Origin of the sequence: Streptomyces adustus, from assembly GCF_009377175.1 — a bacterium.
Taxonomy (GTDB): domain Bacteria; phylum Actinomycetota; class Actinomycetes; order Streptomycetales; family Streptomycetaceae; genus Streptomyces; species Streptomyces adustus.
In genome coordinates this window covers 1-16359 of sequence record NZ_VJZD01000214.1, presented here as the reverse complement: position 1 = coordinate 16359, position 16359 = coordinate 1, and the positions used below count along the sequence as shown (strand labels likewise).

General features: G+C 73.2%; 12 protein-coding genes. 5 read left to right on the top strand and 7 right to left on the bottom strand.

The genetic code is table 11. The annotated features are described in order from the left end of the window. Window positions 1–29: 29 nt before the first annotated feature. Entirely contained in the window at window positions 30–530 is a 501-nt protein-coding gene (locus tag FNH09_RS35525) for a YbaK/EbsC family protein (RefSeq protein ID WP_162469594.1), read from the top strand. 13 nt (window positions 531–543) lie between these two features. On the opposite strand, the gene FNH09_RS35520 is transcribed toward FNH09_RS35525, so the two are convergent. The 4 genes from FNH09_RS35520 to FNH09_RS35505 form a co-directional block, all read right to left on the bottom strand. Continuing rightward, complete coding sequence (locus tag FNH09_RS35520; protein ID WP_152894004.1) at window positions 544–1266, bottom strand: 3'-5' exonuclease; 723 nt, start codon at window positions 1264–1266, stop codon at window positions 544–546. Between the two features lie 121 nt (window positions 1267–1387). Then, window positions 1388–2656, bottom strand: coding sequence for an SAV2148 family HEPN domain-containing protein (locus tag FNH09_RS35515; protein ID WP_152894007.1), 1269 nt, complete (start codon window positions 2654–2656; stop codon window positions 1388–1390). 72 nt (window positions 2657–2728) lie between these two features. After that, the gene (locus FNH09_RS35510; RefSeq protein WP_152894003.1) at window positions 2729–4048 is read right to left on the bottom strand and encodes a copper amine oxidase; all 1320 of its coding nucleotides are present in this window, start codon (window positions 4046–4048) and stop codon (window positions 2729–2731) included. 101 nt (window positions 4049–4149) lie between these two features. Continuing rightward, a complete protein-coding gene (locus tag FNH09_RS35505; protein ID WP_162469592.1) occupies window positions 4150–4962 on the bottom strand; it encodes a Tat pathway signal sequence domain protein in 813 nt (270 codons plus the stop codon). A 180-nt stretch (window positions 4963–5142) separates the two neighbouring features. Here FNH09_RS35505 and glgX point away from each other — a divergent pair, with 180 nt between their 5' ends. The 3 genes from glgX (at window position 5143) to FNH09_RS35490 (ending at window position 11658) form a co-directional block, all read left to right on the top strand. Further along, a complete protein-coding gene (gene glgX, locus FNH09_RS35500) occupies window positions 5143–7272 on the top strand; it encodes a glycogen debranching protein GlgX (RefSeq protein WP_152894002.1) in 2130 nt (709 codons plus the stop codon). A 148-nt stretch (window positions 7273–7420) separates the two neighbouring features. Further along, the gene (treY, locus tag FNH09_RS35495) at window positions 7421–9979 is read left to right on the top strand and encodes a malto-oligosyltrehalose synthase (RefSeq protein ID WP_238427307.1); all 2559 of its coding nucleotides are present in this window, start codon (window positions 7421–7423) and stop codon (window positions 9977–9979) included. Window positions 9980–10407: 428 nt separating this feature from the next. Further along, window positions 10408–11658 (top strand): M14 family zinc carboxypeptidase, encoded by a 1251-nt coding sequence (locus FNH09_RS35490; RefSeq protein WP_162469591.1) that lies wholly within the window; start codon window positions 10408–10410, stop codon window positions 11656–11658. A 24-nt stretch (window positions 11659–11682) separates the two neighbouring features. Here FNH09_RS35490 and FNH09_RS35485 read toward each other — a convergent pair whose 3' ends face one another. The 3 genes from FNH09_RS35485 to FNH09_RS35475 form a co-directional block, all read right to left on the bottom strand. Beyond that, window positions 11683–12213, bottom strand: a complete 531-nt coding sequence (locus FNH09_RS35485) for an SSI family serine proteinase inhibitor (protein WP_152894000.1) — start codon at window positions 12211–12213, stop codon at window positions 11683–11685. Continuing rightward, window positions 12210–13532 (bottom strand): M14 family zinc carboxypeptidase, encoded by a 1323-nt coding sequence (locus FNH09_RS35480; protein WP_420802809.1) that lies wholly within the window; start codon window positions 13530–13532, stop codon window positions 12210–12212. Before FNH09_RS35480 ends, FNH09_RS35485 begins: the two co-directional genes overlap by 4 nt. A 164-nt stretch (window positions 13533–13696) precedes the next feature. Next, window positions 13697–14248, bottom strand: a complete 552-nt coding sequence (locus tag FNH09_RS35475) for an FHA domain-containing protein (protein ID WP_162469590.1) — start codon at window positions 14246–14248, stop codon at window positions 13697–13699. 174 nt (window positions 14249–14422) lie between these two features. On the opposite strand from FNH09_RS35475, the gene treZ reads away from it, so the two are divergent. Beyond that, window positions 14423–16168, top strand: coding sequence for a malto-oligosyltrehalose trehalohydrolase (treZ, locus tag FNH09_RS35470; protein ID WP_162469589.1), 1746 nt, complete (start codon window positions 14423–14425; stop codon window positions 16166–16168). Window positions 16169–16359: the final 191 nt, after the last annotated feature.

Below are 16359 nucleotides of genomic sequence, written 5' to 3'. Positions count from 1 at the left end.
GCCCCAGCCCGCGCCCAGGAGGACCCCCCGTGCCGGACCACGACAGCCACGACACCTACGACCGTCTGATCGCCCTGCTCGACACCGCCCGGGTCGGCTACCGGCTCATCGACCACGAACCCGAGGGCGGCACCGAGGCCGTGTGCGCGCTGCGCGGCCACCCGGCGTCCGAGGCGGCGAAGTGCATCGTCCTGCGGGTGAAGGTGGACCGGCGCACCACGCGGCACGTGCTCGCGGTGGTTCCCGGGGACCGGCGGGTGGATCTGGATGCCGTGCGGGAGCTGTTCGCGGCGCGCTATGTCGGCTTCAGCGACGCGGAGACCGCCGAGCGGCTGGCCCGCTCCGTGCCGGGCACGGTGCTGCCGTTCGCCTTCGACCCCGGGCTCGAACTCGTCGCCGACCCTGATGTCGTCACCCGGTCGCAGCTGTACTTCAACGCCGCCCGGCTGGACCGCTCGCTGGTGATCTCCGGCGAGGACTACGCGAGGCTGGCAGAGCCGCGGGTGGAGCGCATCGCGAGCCCCGCCTGACCCGGCCGGCCGCTCAGACCCGGTGCTCCGCCGGTTCCCGCAGCGGCCAGGTGCCGTCCACGACCGCCTCCGGGTCGCCCTTGCGGCGCAGGAAGCTCTGGAAGTCGGCCGCCCAGTCGGCGTACCACTCGATCTGGCGGCGGTGCAGCTCCGCCGGGCCGAGTGCCGCCACCTTGGGGTGCCGCTCGGCTATCGCGCAGGCCAGCCGGGCCGCGGCGAGGGCGTCGGCGGCGGCGTCATGCGCGGCGTCGAGGACGACGCCGTACTCCGCGCAGACCGCTTCCAGGTTGCGCTTGCCGCGGCGGTAGCGGTCGGCCCAGCGGTCGATGGTGTACGGGTCGATCACCGGGGCGGGGTCGAGGCCGCCCAGCCGGTCGCGCAGGGACGGCAGCCCGTGCCGGCGCAGTTCCGCGGAGAGCAGGCTCAGGTCGAAGGCCGCGTTGTACGCGACGACCGGGACGCCGGTCTTCCAGTAGGTCGTCAGGACGTCCGCGATCGCGTCGGCGACCTGGTCGGCCGGCCGGCCCTCGGCGCTCGCGCGTTCGTTGCTGATGCCGTGCACGGCGACCGCGTCCGCCGGGATCTCCACGCCCGGGTCCGCCAGCCACTCACGACGTCCCTGGGGCTGTCCGCCCCTGACCTCGATCACGGCCCCCGTGACGATACGTGCCTCGTGGGGATCCGTCCCCGTGGTCTCCAGGTCGAAGCCGATCAACAGCTCGCGGTGCCAGGCCATGATGGCCCCCCTTCTCGGTGGTGCTTTCCCCCTGTGCTCCACACGATCGCACGCGCCACTGACAATCCGAGGACCGCGTTCGCCTTCCCCACCCCGACCAACCGTCCCAACAGGTGCCGGTTCAGGACACAGGCCGTGAATCGGTCCAAGCGAGCTCGAACTCCTCGCGGTATGCCGAGAAGAGACCGCCTTCGTCCAATTCGCCCGACTTGACCACCCGGCTGCCGTTGCGCAGCACCAGCACCGGCGCCTCCATGCCCCGGGTGCGCCGCAGATAGGACTGCACGACCGCGACGCCGTCCGAGCCGTCGCCGTCGACGAGGTAGGCGGTGAAGCGCGGGGTCTCGTCGTAGACCTGGATCTGGAAGGCGTCCGGGTCGCGCAGCCGGGAGCGGACCCGGCGCATGTGCAGGATGTTCATCTCCACGGCCCGGCTGAGCTCGCTGCGTTTCAGGCCGAGCTCGCGCTCCCGGCGCTTGACCGCGCTGGAGGCCGGGTTCAGGAACAGCAGCCGCACCCGCGCGCCCGCCTCGGCCAGCCGCACCAGGCGCCGCCCGGAGAAGTTCTGCACGAGCAGGTTGAGGCCGATGCCGATGGCGTCGAGCCTGCGGGCGCCGCCGAAGATGTCCTCGGCCGGGAACCGGCGCAGCAGCCGCACCCGGTCGGAGTGGACGGCGACCACGTCCGCGTAACGGTCGCCGACCAGGTCCTCGACCGCGTCGACGGGCAGCCGCCGGGCGGAGGGCACGTCGCCGCCCGGGTCGAGCATCTCCAGCAGCCGCGCGGAGGCCCGCTCGGCCTGGTTCAGGACGGCCTCGGACAGGGCCCGGTTGCGGGAGACGACGTTGCGGGTGACTTCCAGTTCGTCCAGGGCGAGTTCGACGTCCCGGCGGTCGTCGAAGTAGGGCTCGAAGCACGGCCAGTGCTGCACCATCAGCTCGCGCAGCTGGGGCAGCGTGAGGAAGCTGATCACGTTGTCGTCGGCCGGGTCGAGGAGATAGCCCTTGCGGCGGCTGACCTCGCGCACGGCGACCGCGCGCTGCACCCACTCCTGGCCCGCGGGCCCGGCCGCGGCGACCACCCACTCGTCGCCGTGGACGGGTTCGTAGACGGGACGCAGGACAGCGGCCACGACCGCGCGCAGCCGCTGTTCGACGAGGTTCAGCCAGATGTAGGCCCGGCCGGCTCGCTGGGCGCGCGTACGCACCTCACGCCAGGCGTCGGCGTCCCAGTCCAGCTCCGGCCCGATGGAACCTGTGCCCATCGGCCGCGCCAGCGACACCGTGCCGGGCGGGACTTCTGCCGAGTTCCCCTCGTGACCCTCGTCACCAGGGGGCAACTCAAGCCCTCCCGAGCCCACCCGCGCACCGCCTTCCGCTCCCCCGAGCATCCCCGTCCCAACGATCAAGGAAGGGTACTCCGGGAGCGGTCGGCGGTGCAGCCGGATGGCCATGGTCGTTTCTCAACTACGAGGTTCCACATGCCCGTTCTGCCCCGCGAGGGCGGCCGGAGTGAGCGGATTCATAGCGGTGACGTCCCTGGGTGCGATGGAGAAGCCCTGCCAGTGGACGGGCATGGGCTGCTGGTCCTCGTCCCGGGCTATGTGGTGGAAACCCACGTTCACCCAGACGACTGGGTGGGTGAGGGTCTGTCCGTTGACCCAGGTGTCCACCGACTTCCCGTGCCCGGCACCGCAGTTGAGCGGGTTGTTGCTGGCGTACTGCTCGCACTTGTTGTACTCGGTGAAGTACACGTCGTGCTTGGTGAAGGCGCGGCCCGGGTACTTGGCGGTGGGCCCGGGGACGAGCTCGTAGGAACGGGCGTGGCCGTCCTTGTTCTTGCCGGTCGCGCTGACGATGCGCCACCAGCGCATGTCCTTGGCGTCGCCCGCGAGTTCCTTGGTGACGTTGGTGCGGGTGGTCTTGTTGGTCGGGCCCTGCCCGCCCGCGGCGGGCGGACTGACGACCGAGTCGTACTGCTCGACGCGGCCCTTGGACGAGCCGTCGAGGCCGAAGTCGAGCCGCCAGAACACGTTGTGGCTGTGGCTGGTCGCGTAGGCCTTGGCGCCCTTGCCGAGCGGCCAGCCGCGGCCGTCGCCGGCGTCGTAGTCGTACGGCGAGAGGCTGCCGGTGGCGCCGACGTTCATGTTGACGGTGCCGTCGTCCTGGAACCGCCACTCCGTCATGTACTCGTACCAGCCGACCTTGTTGACCGTGTAGACGAGCAGGTCCTTGCCCTGGGCCTGGTACACCTTGTCACCGGTGTCGGCCTGCATACGGTAGGCGTGGCCGCGCGAACGGGTCGTGGTGCACAGGCCCTTGACGTTCGGGTGCGCGGGGTCCATGCCCTCGGGGACCTTGACCGACCGGATGGTGCCGCCCGGGCACTCGGCGGGGGCCAGGTTCACCAGGCCGGAGCCGAAGTTGTAGTCGGTGACGTCGTTGAACTCGTTCTTGCCGTCGTCGTAGGGCACATGGATCTGGGCGAGCTTGGCGCTGTTGAGGACCTTGATCGGAGCGGCCTCGCCGGGCGGCTGGTAGGAGACGTCCTCCAGGACCAGGCCGGACCTGCTCTCGAAGCGCCAGCACATGCGCCAGGTCGTACCGCTGGCGAGCTTCTGTTCGATCCGGAAGGCGGTGCTGCACGCCGGCGCAGCCGCCGCGGGGGCCGCCTCGGGCCGGGCGGCCGCCGGTCCCGCGGCGGTCGTCGCTCCGGCGGCCAGCGCCACCAGGGACAGTCCCACCGCAGCGGTGCGGGCACGGCCGATTCTGTTCACGCGCATGAGGAAATGACTCCCTAACAGGAGGTGGGTTTGCGGGCTGGACGCGGCGCGCCGCAGCACACCGGGCGTGGCACGCCACAGCGGAGCGGACACGGCGCGTCTCAGCGGGCGAGCGAGGCGACCTTGCGGGCGCTCAGGTCGATGACGAGCGACCTGGCGTCGATCCACGGCCCGTTCTTGACCTTCGGGAACAGCCGTACACAGCGGTGTTCGCCGCACTTGTCGAGCACGGCGGGCTGGGCACCCGGCGTGGCCCGGTAGACCATGCCGGTGATCAGCAGCTGGTCCGGCGAGGTCAGCTCCTCGCCCGTGGCGTCCTTGTAGTCCGCCTTCAGGCCCGCGCCCGCCGGGTCGGCGATCAGCAGCCGGGCGGCCTCGGTCTGCTCGTCCCGGCTCAGCGGCGGCTGGACGCCGTGCTGACGGCCGGTCCCCTCCACCTTCCCGGTGTCCAGGTTCACGGTCCGGGTGACGAGCGTGTCGTCGCGGTAGTCGTAGAACGTGACGTCCGCGCGGCGCGGCGCGTGCGGGTCGTCGAGTTCGGCGGCGTCCGGCTCGGCGAGGTCGACGCCGATGCGCTGCGGGCCGCGTCCGCCCGTCACGCTCTCCCCCGAGACGAGCTGCTGCCCGCCCAGCGCGATCCGCTCGACCCGCCGGGTCTCGTCGTCGGTCAGCGGGTCCCGGCCGGTGCCCTTCGCTCCCTCGGCCGGCGCCGGTGCCACGGTCCCCGGCGCGACCGAGGCGCCGCCCTGGCCGGCGGCATCCTGCCGGGCCGACTGCCCGCCCTTGCTCCCTCCCGTCTCGTCCGCCCCCGCCGTGCCCGGCAGGGTGATCGCGGCCATGACGGCGGTCCCCACCACCGCCATGGCCGCGCCGGCCACCACCTTTCCCAGATGGCGGTGCACTATTTCGCGCACTTGTTCCCCCTACTCCCCCAACTCCCTGGGAGTAACTGTTTGCCCCGATTGCTCGGCATACGTCGTATGCACTGGTCGGACGGTAAGAGGGGCGTAAGTCACAGGTGGTTCCATCACTTTCGGGGACACTCGGGGCCAAGGCGCCCCCAGCGCCGCCGTCCACCTGAAAGAGTCGTGTCCATGCAGGTCTGGCCTGGAGAGGCGTACCCACTCGGTGCCACGTACGACGGCGCCGGCACCAATTTCGCGGTCTTCACGGAGGCCGCCGACCGAGTCGAGCTGTGTCTGCTGCACGACGACGGCGCGGAGACGGCGGTCGAGCTGCGCGAGAGCGACGCGTTCGTACGGCACGCGTACGTGCCCGGCGTCATGCCGGGCCAGCGGTACGGCTTCCGGGCGCACGGCCCGCACTCCCCCGAGCGCGGACTGCGCTGCAACTCGGCGAAGCTGCTGCTCGACCCCTACGCGAAGGCGGTCAGCGGCTCGGTCCGGTGGGGGGAGGAGGTGTACGGCTACCACTTCGGCAGCCCCGACCGGCGCAACGACCTGGACTCCGCGCCGCACACGATGACCTCGGTCGTGGTCAACCCGTACTTCGACTGGGGCGACGACCGGCGGCCGCGCACCGAGTACCACCACACGGTGATCTACGAGGCCCATGTCAAGGGCCTCACGATGCGTCACCCGGCGCTGCCCGAGGAACTGCGCGGCACCTACGCGGCACTCGCCCATCCCGCCGTCATCGACCACCTCACCTCGCTCGGGGTCACCGCGCTGGAACTGATGCCGGTGCATCAGTTCGTCAACGACCACCGCCTGGTGGACATGGGCCTGAACAACTACTGGGGCTACAACACCATCGGCTTCTTCGCCCCGCACAACGCCTACGCCTCCTGGGGCGACCGCGGGCAGCAGGTCCTGGAGTTCAAGTCGGCGGTACGGGCGCTGCACGAGGCCGGCATCGAGGTGATCCTCGACGTGGTCTACAACCACACCGCCGAGGGCAACCATCTGGGCCCGACGCTGTCCTTCCGGGGCCTGGACAACCCGTCGTACTACCGGCTGGCCGACGATCCCCGCTACTACACGGACACGACGGGCACCGGGAACTCGCTGCTGATGCGGTCCCCGCACGTGCTCCAGCTGATCATGGACTCGCTGCGCTACTGGGTCACCGAGATGCACGTCGACGGCTTCCGCTTCGATCTGGCGGCGACGCTGGCCCGGCAGTTCCACGAGGTGGACCGGCTGTCGTCGTTCTTCGACCTGGTGCAGCAGGACCCGGTGGTCTCCCAGGTCAAGCTGATCGCCGAGCCGTGGGACGTCGGCGAGGGCGGCTACCAGGTGGGCAACTTCCCGCCGCTGTGGACCGAGTGGAACGGCAAGTACCGCGACACCGTGCGGGACCTGTGGCGCGGCGAGCCCCGGGCGGTCGCGGAGTTCGCGTCGCGGCTGACCGGCTCGTCCGATCTGTACCAGGACGACGGACGGCGCCCGCTGGCCTCGATCAACTTCGTGACCTGCCACGACGGCTTCACCCTGCACGACCTGGTGTCGTACGACGACAAGCACAACCACGCCAACGGCGAGGACAACCGGGACGGCGAGAGCCACAACCGGTCCTGGAACTGCGGGGTGGAGGGCGAGACGGACGACCCCGCCGTGCTGGCGCTGCGGGCCCGCCAGATGCGCAACTTCGTCGCCACGCTGATGCTCTCCCAGGGCGTACCGATGATCAGCCATGGCGACGAGGTCGCGCGCACCCAGCACGGCAACAACAACGCCTACTGCCAGGACAGCGAGCTGGCCTGGGTGAAGTGGCCCGGGACCGACGCCGACGGCGACACCGGGGACGGCGGGCTGCTGGACTTCACCCGCGCGCTGGTGCGCCTGCGCAAGGACCATCCGGTCTTCCGCAGGCGGCGCTTCTTCCACGGCCGGCCGGTGGAGGGCACCCACGACGATCTGTCGGACATCGCCTGGTTCACCCCGGAGGGCGCCGAGATGACCCAGCGGGACTGGGACTCGGCGCAGGCCTCGGCGCTCACCGTGTTCCTCAACGGCAACGCGATCTCCGAGCCCGGCCCGCGCGGCGAGCGCATCGCCGACGACTCCTTCCTGCTGATGTTCAACGCCTCGGCGAAACAGCTGGAGTTCGTGGTTCCGGTCGATCACGGGCAGCAGTGGCAGGTCGTGGTCGACACGGCCCTCCCGGAGGGGGTGCCGTCGCAGACGGACGACAAGGTGCGGGCCGGGGACCGGCTGACCCTGCTCGACCGCAGCCTGACGGTCCTGCGCCGGCCCACCTAGGACCTGGCGGGGCGCTCCGGTGGCACCGCTCGACGGGCCGCCCGGGGCGCTCCGGCGGCACCGCGGTGGAGGCGCGCGCGGGGAGGCGTACGGGCGGAGCCGGGTGCGGCGATGACACGAAAGGCGGCGGGGCGGGTACGTAGGTGCCATGACACCTGAGCGACCCGACCCGACGGTGCCCACCGCCACCTACCGGTTGCAGCTACAGCCCGAGTTCCCGTTCGGGGCCGCGACGGAGGTCGTGCCGTACCTGGCCTCGCTCGGCGTCTCGCATCTGCACCTGTCCCCCGTCCTGGAGGCCGTGCCCGGCTCGGCGCACGGCTACGACGTCGTCGACCACGCGCGCGTACGGGAGGAGCTGGGCGGCGAGGACGGGCTGCGCGCGCTGTCGCGCACCGCGCGCGAGCACGGTCTCGGCCTGGTGGTGGACATCGTGCCCAACCACATGGCCATGGCGCCCCGGCACAACCGGGCCCTGTGGGAGGTGCTGCGGGAGGGGCCGAAGTCGCCGTACGCGCGCTGGTTCGACATCGACTGGGAGGCGCAGGGCGGGCAGGTGCTGCTGCCCGTGCTCGGCGGTCCGGTCGGCGCGGAGATCGGGCACCTGGAGGTCGACGGCGACGTCCTGCGCTACCACGACCACGTGCTGCCGCTGCGGGAGGGCACCGAGGAGCTGCCGCTGCCGCAGCTCCTGGACGCCCAGTGGTACCGCCCCGCGTGGTGGCGGCTGGCCCGTACCGAGCTCAACTACCGGCGTTTCTTCAGCATCTCCGAGCTCGTCGGGGTGCGGGTGGAGGACCCGGAGGTCTTCGAGGCCACCCACGCCAAGATCCTCCAGCTGCTCCACGAGGGGGTGGTCGACGGCCTGCGCGTGGACCACCCCGACGGACTCGCCGACCCCGACGGCTATCTGGAGCGGCTGCACGAGGCGACCGGCGGCCGCTGGACGGTCGTGGAGAAGATCCTGGCGGACGGGGAGCACCTGCCCGCCTCCTGGCCCGTGGCCGGCACCACCGGCTACGACGCCCTGCGGCACGTCGACGGCCTCTTCACGGATCCGGCAGGGGCCGGGGAACTCCTGGCCCGGTACCGGCGTTTCGCGGCCCCGCAGACCGACCGGGGCGGCGACTGGGCGGCGACGGTACGGCGGGCCGGCTACCGGGTGCTCTCGCACGAGCTGGCCGCCGAGGTCGACCGGCTGACCCGGGTCGCGGTCCGGCTGTGCGCCACGGCGCCGGACCCCGGGCTGCGCGACCGGGCGCCCTGGGCGCTGCGGACCTCGCTGCGGGAGCTGCTGGTCCGGCTGGAGGTCTACCGGCCCTACGCCTCGGGCGACGCGGCCGACGTCGTCACCGCGCAGGCCGCGGCCGAGGCCCGGCGTGCCTTCGTCGTGCCCGAGGAGGCCGGCGCGGTCGATGTCGTACGGGATCTCGTACTCGGGCGTCATGGGGACGGGCCGGGCCACGTCGAGTTCCGTACGCGCTTCGCGCAGACGGCGTCCGCGCTGCGCGCCAAGTCCGTCGAGGACACCGCGTTCTACCGCTATGTGCCGCTGCTGTCGGGGACCGAGGTCGGCGGGAACCCCGGGCGCCCGGCCGTGTCCCCGGCGGACTTCCACGCCCACTGCGCCCGGGTGCAGCGCGACTGGCCGGTCGGCGGGAGCGTGGTGACGACCCATGACACCAAGCGCAGTGCCGATGTCCGGGCGGCCCTCGCCGTGCTGACCGAGTGCCCCGGACCCTGGGCCGACGTGCTGGCCGAGGTGACCTCCGACGGCGACGGCGGGCCGGACGCCCAACTGGCCTGGGTGGCCTGGCAGACGGTGTTCGGGCTCGGGCCCGCGGCCCCGGAGCGGGTCGATCAGGCGCTGCTGAAGCAGGTGCGGGAGGCCGGTCTGTACACGAGCTGGACCGAGCAGGACCCCACGTACGAGGAGCGGGTGGCGCGGTTCGTCGCGACGGGGCCCTGCGGGGCGCCGGGTGAGCGGATGGCCGCCTTCCGGGACGCCCTGGAGCCGCATCTGCGCGCGAACGTGCTGGGTACGGCCCTGGTGCATCTGACGATGCCCGGCGTCCCCGATCTGTACCAGGGCACGGAGGCCGAGTACCGGGCGCTGGTCGACCCGGACAACCGGCGGCCGGTGCGGTTCCCGCCCGCGGATCCCGGGGAGAAGGGCGCACTGACGGTGGCCGCGCTGCGGCTGCGCGGGCGACGGCCCGAGGTGTTCGGGGACGCGGCGACGTACGCGCCCCTGCCCGCGGAGGGCGCGGCGGCGGCGCACTGTCTGGCGTTCGTCCGCTCGGCGACGGTCCTGACTGCGGTGACCCGGCTGTCCCTGCGGCTCGCGGAGGCGGGCGGCTGGCGGGACACCCGGCTGTCCCTGCCGCCGGGGCGGTGGGCCGATCTGCTGGCGCCCGGCCGGGAGTTCGAGGGGCACACGCGCGTGGCGGACCTCTTCGCCGAGCGTCCTGTGGCACTGCTGGAACGGATCGACGGGCAGCAACCGACCGGAGCGGAGGACACGACGGAGACAGCAGGAACGGCAGGGACCGCAGGAACGGCAGGAACGGCAGGCGCGACAGAAGCCGCAGGCGCGACAGAAGCCGCAGAACCGGCAGGGGCGTCCGGCACGGCAGGCAGGGCAGGGACGGCCGAGGGCGCCGCGGGCAAGGGCGCCGCGTCCGAGGGCGCCACCGGCGAGGCCTGACGGGCGGCGCGGACGGGCGGTGACGGGCCGAGGAGCGGCCGGGGCGAGCCACGGTGGACCGGGGCGAGCCGCGGCCGGCCGAGGGCGCCGCGTCCGAGGGCGCCACCGGCGAGGCGTGACGGGCGGCGCGGACGGGCGGTGACGGGCCGAGGAGCGGCCGAGGTGGGCCACGGTGGACCGGGGCGAGCCGTAGTGGGCCGGGGCGAGCTGCGGTCGGCCGCGGAGAGGCCCCGAAGAGGCCCCGGCCGGGGCAGGCTCCGCCCCGGCCTGCGGACGGCGGGGATCCGGCGGAGATACGGGAGACCTGGCGGGGAAGCGGGCGATCCGGCGGGGAAGCGGGCGATCCCACGGGGGTCCTCCGCGCGTCCTTGACAGTTCCCAGCGTCCATGGGGTACTGCGGATGCGAAGCAGGGCGGACCTTACGGGGGTGAGTCTCCTGCCGGAGCAGCGATACCCCAGCGTTCCCGAACTGGTCGAGTCCGCGCAGGCGTTGGCCGCCCATCGGCCCGGCCTGTGCACGCTGCGGCAGGTGGGCGTCTCGCGCGCCGGCCGACCGCTGCTTCTGCTCTCCATGGGCCACGCCCGGCGCGCCGTCCTCGTCGTCGCGGGGGCCCACGCGAACGAACCGGTCGGCGGCTCCACACTGCTGGCCCTCGCGGAACGGGTGCTGCACGACCGGGAGCTGCGGGCCGACACCTCCTGGCACTTCCTGCTGTGCGCCGACCCCGACGGGGCGAGTCTGCACGTGACGCCGACGCCACGCAGTCTGTTCGACTACCACCTCGGCTTCTTCCGGCCCGCCGGACCGGAACAGCCGGAGTGGTCGCCGTCCGTGCTGCCGCCCGACCGGCTGCCGCCCGAGACCCGCACCCTGACCGAGGTCATCGACGAGCTGCGGCCCTACCTCCAGATCTCCCTGCACGGCACCGACCTGGGCGGCAGCTGGATCCAGCTGACGAAGGACATCCCCGGCCTGGCGGAGCCGTTCGCCAAGTCCGCGGCCGAGTTGCACATCCCGGTGGAGACGGGCGCCTCCGACGCCGCGGGCTGGCCGGCCAGCGGGCCCGGGGTGCATGTGATGCCCGCGCTCGGCGCGGGCGCCGCGTACCCGAGCATGCCGGACGACGCACGGCACAGCACCTGGTACCACGCGCACCGCCACGGCGGTCTGACCGCCGTCGTCGAGGTGCCGATGTGGGCGAGCGACCTGGTGGACGACCGCGCGCCGCACCCGGCTCCCGCCGCCGCGATCCGGCGCCTCGCGCACCGGCTGCGGCGTGACGCCGTGGAGGTGGAGCAGGTGCTCGACGAGGCCCTGCCGCGCCTGGCCGGCGTGGACGGGCCGCTGCTGCGGGCCGCGCGCTGGGTGCTGGAGCTGGTGCCGGGGCTGGTCGAGGACTGGATCCACACACCACCGGCCGACACCACGATGGCGTACGTCGGCAGCGTCGACGCGTTCGCCCGCCGGCTGCCGATGCGTTCGGCGGCGATGCTGCTGCGGGTCCTCCAGGAGAACGACGACCGCGCGGCACCGCGTCTCGAACAGCTCGTGGCGGCCTGGAGCGACGCCTTCGCGGTACGGTTCCGCGCCCGCTGGGTGCCCTTGGAGCACCAGGTCGAGCACCAGTCCCGTACCGTCGTCGCGGCCGCGCTGCACGCGCGCGACCGCGACGGGTGAGACGGCCTGCGCCGCGCACTCCGGTCAGTCGTCCAGCGCGAACACCGGGCCGGTCCAGGCTGCCAGCAGGCAGGAGTTGGCGAAGGTCCGCGTGAACTCCACCGGGCGCCCGCCCCACTCGCCGCGCGCGTGGGCGGTCACCGGGGCGTACACCATCGTGCAGAAGCCGTCCGTCGGTGCGAGGGCGCCGATGTCACCGTTCGCGGAGGCGAGCCGGTCGCAGGCCTGTGCGGCGTGCGCGTGCCCCCGGGGCGGATCGCACCGCAGCAGCGCGGCGCGGGTGTCACCCGGGCGGGCGCCGTCGCCCCGGGTGACGGTGAGCCGGAGCCAGTCGCCCGAGGGTTCGTCCCGGGCGGCCGCCGGGGCCGACGCGCCGACGGTGAGCAGGGCGGCCGTCGTCAGCAGAGCGCCGCGTGCCAGGTACGCCGTACGTGCCCTGCCTCCCGTGTGCGCCGTGCCTCCCGTGCCTCCCGTGCGTGCCCTGCCGCCCCAGCGCGTCCCGGGCCGGTCGTGCCTCGTGGGTGTCGCGTACTGCGTCGTTTTCGGGTGCGTCATTCAAGAGGCATCGGCACGGCCGTCTCCGGACACCAGTCCCGCTCACCCGAACGGGACGCCTCGCGCGCGTGCGCCGCGGCCAGCTCGAACGTGGCGAGCACCACGCGCGACTGGTACTCCACCTGACGGGCTACCGGTATCCAGCGGGCCTGGCAGCCGTCGCGGTAGTCGGCGCACCACTCGTCGATGACCCGGTCCAGGTCCGGCAGCGCGTCGGCCGGATCGCCGCCGGCGCCCCGCACCAACTGGTGCAGCAGCCCCGCCGTGCGCAGGGCGAGCCGCCGTCCGGCGATGCGCAGGGCGGCGAGATGGGCGGTGCGCAGGGCCGGCAGGGGGCGCCCCCGGTCATGGACGTCGGGGTCCCACGCGTCGGCCAGGCCGGGACAGACCAGTAAATAGTCGTCGACCGGTGCGAGCAGGCGCGCCGCGTCCGGCCAGTCGCCGAGACCGGGCCGGACCCTGGCGAGGATCAGCTCCAGGAGCCCGGCGTCGTGGCGCAGGGTGCGGCTCACCGCGCGCAGCGTCTCGTCCGGGTCGGCGGGCGGGGAGCCGTCCTCGACGCCGGCCACGCCCCACATGGGGGCCTCGATGACGGCGGTGACCGTGCCGTGCCGGTGCGGATGGAACCAGGTGGACTCGACGGCGGCCTCGGTGATGGCCGCGGCCAGGTCGCCCCGGCTCGGCGGCGGGATCCGGTAGACGGCGGGGCCGAGACCGGGCCAGTACAGGGTGTCGTAGGGGCCGAGTTCGCGCGGGATGCCGAGCCGGGTCGCGGTGTGCGCGACGCGCTGGGCCAGACCCGGCAGGTCGCGGGTCAGTTCGACGAAGCCGCCGCCGACGTCGACACCGTGCAGGGAGCACTGGAAGAAAGGTTTCAGTTCGTCCTGGACGCCGAGCAGGGCACGCGTCTCGGGGAGCGCGGCGGCCTCCGCGCCGTCGGGCAGCCACTCGGGCTGTTCGAGGAAGCCGGGACGGAAGAAGTTCCGGAAGTAGTGGCCCAGGGTGTACGGGCCCGACAGCCAGCCCTCGTTGCGGCGCAGGCCGTCCGGGTCCAGGCACAGCAGCAGGTTCCAGGTGGTGTCCGCGCCGTCGGCGAGGCGGGGTTCGGCCAGGACGCGTTCGGCCAGCCGCAGCGCGGTCGCGCCGCCCACCGGCTCGTTGGCGTGCGGTCCGGCGACCACCAGGGCCTGCCGGGTGCCGTGCCCGACGGACAGCAGCCACAGGGGCGTTCCCGCGCGGGACGTCCCGATCCGGCGCAGCCGGGCGTCGCGGGGGCGTCGGGCGACGAGTGCGGCGGCCCGGGTGCCCAGTTCGTCCACGGTCGGGTAGCGGAGGAGTGGCGGCAGGGCACACCTCCACAATGTGGTGCCGTCGGTTCACCTGGTGTACATGGTGTAAGTACAGTCAGTCATGGCTCGCCGGGTACGTCAACACCGCGGTAGGCAAGGGAATGCGCGATCTGCCGGCAGGCCGGGCGGAGCTCTCAGTCCGCCGCGAGCCGGAACGCGATGCTCCCGAAGCCGATCTGGTCGCCCTCGCGGACGACGGCCGCGCCGATCACCCGGCGCCCGTTCACCGTCGTGCCGTTGGTCGAGCCGAGGTCGCGCAGGACCCACATGCCGCCCTGCCGACTGAGTTCGGCGTGCACGCGCGAGACCGTCTCGTGGGTGAGCCGCAGCCCGCTGGCGGGGTCCCGTCCTATCCGCAGCGCGTGCGCGGCGCCCGGGTGCGGCAGCAGCAGCTTGGGCAGCTTCTCCGCCTGCCAGGCCCGGCGCAGTCGTACGGTGAAGCCGGAGACCGCCTCGACCGTGCCGAACACCGCGCGCGCGAAGCGGCTCTCCGTGGGCAGATCGGCGGTGAGCGCGGCGAGTTCGTCGGAGCGGCGCGCGGTCAGCGCCAGTTCCATGCGCCGGACGAACGTGTCGTGCGACAGCCGCCCCTTGGCGACGCCGTCGCGCAACACCTCCAGGGCCCGGTCGCGCTCCGCGTCGGACAGCCGCGCGGGGTACGTGTGGAACTCGAAGGACGACGTCACGCTCGTGATTGTCGGTCAGTGAACCCCGGGTGTCCAGAAAACACGGAAACGGCGCGCCCGTGCCGATACCTGGACGACACCCCCCGCAAAAGGGAGCATTCAAAGGCGGATTGATCGCGTTTGAAGGACCATGGACGGGCTACATCACGGTGAGCAGACGAAGGGGAACCGTCCGTGCAGTTCGAGGTGTGGGCACCGCAGGCCGACCGGGTGACGCTCCATTGCGACGGGGTCGCGCGCGCGTTGGAGCGCGATCCGGCGCGCGAGGGCTGGTGGAGCGGCGAGGCGAAGGCGGCCGACGGCACGCGGTACGGGTTCGCGCTGGACGACGGCCCCGTGCTGCCCGATCCGCGCTCGCGTCGGCAGCCGGACGGACCGGACGGCCTGAGCGCCGTCGTCGATCACGGACGGTACGCCTGGCGGACCGAGGGGGCGGGCCGGCCGCTGCCGGGGGCCGTGCTGTACGAGCTGCACGTGGGCACGTACACCTCGGAGGGCACCCTCGACGCGGCCGCCGAGCGACTCGGCCATCTGGTGGAACTGGGCATCACGCACGTCGAGTTGATGCCCCTGTGCCCGTTCCCCGGCCGGCACGGCTGGGGGTACGAGGGGGTGTCGCTGTGGGCGGTCCACGAACCGTACGGCGGCCCCGAGGCGCTGCGCCGGTTCGTGGACCGGGCCCATGGGCTGGGGCTCGGGGTGATCCTGGACGTGGTGCACAACCATCTGGGCCCGTCGGGCAATCACCTGCCCGCGTTCGGACCGTACTTCACCGACCGGCACCACACACCCTGGGGTGCCGCGGTCAACCTCGACGGACCGGGCTCGGACGAGGTGCGCGCCTTCCTGCTCGGCAGCGCGCTGGCGTGGCTGCGGGACTACCGGATCGACGGGCTGCGGCTGGACGCGGTGCACGCGCTGGCGGACACGCGCGCGTGCCACTTCCTGGAGGAGCTGTCGCGGGCGGTGGACCACCTCGGCGCCGACACGGGCCGGCCGCTGTTCCTGATCGCCGAGTCGGACCTGAACGACCCGCGCGTGGTCACCGCGCGCGCGGAGGGCGGCCTCGGCCTGCACGCGCAGTGGAGCGACGACTTCCATCACGCGCTGCACGCCGCACTGACCGGCGAGTCCCAGGGCTACTACGCGGACTTCGCGCGCGCCCCCCTCGCGGCCCTGGCCAAGACGCTCACGGGCGGCTTCTTCCACGACGGCACGTACTCCAGTTTCCGGGGCAGGCACCACGGCCGGGCCCTGGACCGCGGCCGGGTGGCCGCGCACCGGCTCGTCGGCTACAGCCAGACCCACGACCAGGTCGGCAACCGCGCCCAGGGCGACCGGCTGGCGGCCGTCCTCTCCCCCGGGCTGCTGGCCTGCGCGGCGGCGCTGACGCTGACGGCCCCGTTCACGCCGATGCTGTTCATGGGCGAGGAGTGGGCGGCGGGCACGCCCTGGCAGTTCTTCACCGACCACACCGATCCCGAACTCGCCGACGCCGTACGCCGGGGCAGGCGCCGGGAGTTCACGGCGCACGGCTGGGCCGAGGAGGACGTGCCCGATCCGCAGGACCCGGCGACCCGCGACCGCTCCTGTCTGGACTGGTCCGAGCCGGAGCGCCTGCCGCACGCGCGCGTGCTGGACTGGTACCGCCTCCTCATCGCGTTGCGGCACAGCCATCCCGACCTCACCGACCCCGATCTCGCGGACACGAAGGTGGCGTACGACGAGGAGGCCCGCTGGCTGGCCTTCCGCCGCGGTGACGTACGCGTGGCGGTGAACCTCGGCAAGGAGCCTTCGGCGATCCCGCTGGGCACCCGCCCGGCCCGGGTGCTCGCCGCGTGGGAACCGGTGGAGCGACCGGGGACGGACGGGATCCTGCTGGTGCCCGGGGAGTCGTGCGTGGTGCTGGAACAGAGCTGAGCGGTGCTGAAACAGAACTGACGGGCCGGCCGGGGGCGGGGGCGCGGACTCGAGAGTCCGTAGGCCCGTAGGCCCGTAGGCCCGGAGGCCCGGAGGCCCGGAGGCCCGGAGGCCCGGAGGCCCGGAGGCCCGTAGGCCCGGAGGCCCGGAGGCCCGGAGGCCCGGAGGCTGGGGCCCGGAGGGGGCTGGGG

Coding starts and splice junctions, on each gene's coding strand:
- FNH09_RS35515 (WP_152894007.1), bottom strand. CDS start 2,656: ATGCTCGGGGGAGCGGAAGGCGGTGCGCGGGTGGGCTCGGGAGGGCTT.
- FNH09_RS35510 (WP_152894003.1), bottom strand. CDS start 4,048: ATGCGCGTGAACAGAATCGGCCGTGCCCGCACCGCTGCGGTGGGACTG.
- treY (WP_238427307.1), top strand. CDS start 7,421: ATGACACCTGAGCGACCCGACCCGACGGTGCCCACCGCCACCTACCGG.
- FNH09_RS35520 (WP_152894004.1), bottom strand. CDS start 1,266: ATGGCCTGGCACCGCGAGCTGTTGATCGGCTTCGACCTGGAGACCACG.
- FNH09_RS35485 (WP_152894000.1), bottom strand. CDS start 12,213: ATGACGCACCCGAAAACGACGCAGTACGCGACACCCACGAGGCACGAC.
- glgX (WP_152894002.1), top strand. CDS start 5,143: ATGCAGGTCTGGCCTGGAGAGGCGTACCCACTCGGTGCCACGTACGAC.